4 protein-coding genes are annotated in these 1,106 nt (G+C 72.4%); all 4 read right to left on the bottom strand.

The features are described 5' to 3' along the window. Positions 1-212 (bottom strand): hypothetical protein (locus AB0N61_RS17635; protein ID WP_363365612.1); only part of this gene is annotated, 212 nt, incomplete at its 3' end. Next, positions 205-450: a hypothetical protein gene (locus AB0N61_RS17640; RefSeq protein ID WP_363365613.1), complete on the bottom strand. Its 246-nt coding sequence runs from the start codon at positions 448-450 to the stop codon at positions 205-207. The genes AB0N61_RS17635 and AB0N61_RS17640, both read right to left, overlap by 8 nt. Before the next feature lie 61 nt (positions 451-511). Beyond that, a complete protein-coding gene (locus AB0N61_RS17645; RefSeq protein WP_363365614.1) occupies positions 512-811 on the bottom strand; it encodes a hypothetical protein in 300 nt (99 codons plus the stop codon). Between the two features lie 11 nt (positions 812-822). Beyond that, positions 823-1,106, bottom strand: a 284-nt coding sequence (locus tag AB0N61_RS17650; protein WP_363365615.1) for a hypothetical protein, incomplete at its 5' end; no start/stop codon positions are given.

Here is a 1,106-nt window from a genome sequence, read left to right on the forward strand (position 1 = left end):
AACCACCGCGTCGTCGTCGCTACGCCGATGGATGGCGGGTCCTCGTCGAGCACCCGGAGCGCAACGCCGACACGAATCAGGCGAGCCGTGACGAGCTCGGCCCGCACCCGCTCGCCGTCCGTCGTCGCGGCACGGGGGATGTCGATCGCCTCACGGACCGCGCGCAGCAGGTCCATCAGCTCATCGGCGGCGTCCGGCGTCGGCTCAGCCACGGGGCGCCTGCCCCACGATGTGGTTGGCGTCGATCGCGACGGCGAGCTCGGTGCGTGCCGCGATCAGCTCTTCCAGCGCGTCGTCAACGGCCGCGAGGTCGGCGAAGTCGAGCTCGGCGTCGCCAGTGTGGGTGTGGACGAGGAGATGGGCCACGGGGCGGCCGTCGCAGAAGGTGAGGCGGCGCCGCTCGATGGGCGGGGCGAGGCCTCCGCCGCTGCGGCTACGCTTGATCGTCATCATCATGTCCTTGCTGGTTGGGGGCCCCTGGCGCGGACACGTCGGGGGCCTTGACGTCGGATCAGAGGAAGAGAGAGGGAAGTGGCCGGCCGTGCTCGTCGGTCGGTTCGATCACTTCACGCGTCCAGTCGGGGCAGGCGTCTGTCCAGGGCAGGAGCCCGTCGGACAGGACCGCCCACAGAGCCCAGGCGACTTCGCGTGAGACCACCGTCACGACGGGGCGCTCCTGGCCGGGGGCCGAGATAAGGACCGGGTCGCCCTCGCCAGCGATCCGGACGCATACGTCGCCGCCGCTGGGGAGCGGGATGCGGTAGTAGCGGGGTGGGTCGTCCGCCAGGTCGACGGGCACGAGGTCGTCCATGTGCGTCTCCGTCAGGAGGTCAGGGTCTTGCCGTAGCGGCGGCCCGGGCGGGCGACCAGCGGGGTGACCGCGCCGCGCGGCCGAGTCTCGGCCGGCGGGGGAGTCTTCACCGCGGTGCGGCGGCGGGTGCCGTTGGTCGCGAGGTACGCCACGGCGCCGCCGAGTTGCTCGTCGGTCCAGGCGACCTTTCGGCCGATGCGGGTGTGAGGGACCAGGCCCTCGCGCGCGAGGCGGGCCAGGGTGGAGGCCTTGATCGCGTCGCTGCCGATGCGCTCGGCACCCTGCGTGCAGGTGT

Source organism: Microbacterium sp. NPDC089320 (assembly GCF_040684875.1).
Classification (GTDB): domain Bacteria; phylum Actinomycetota; class Actinomycetes; order Actinomycetales; family Microbacteriaceae; genus Microbacterium.

What these genes read in the sequence shown, in the direction of transcription:
- AB0N61_RS17640 (WP_363365613.1), bottom strand. Translation starts at nt 450, where the DNA reads ATGACGATCAAGCGTAGCCGCAGCGGCGGAGGCCTCGCCCCGCCCATC.
- AB0N61_RS17645 (WP_363365614.1), bottom strand. Translation starts at nt 811, where the DNA reads ATGGACGACCTCGTGCCCGTCGACCTGGCGGACGACCCACCCCGCTAC.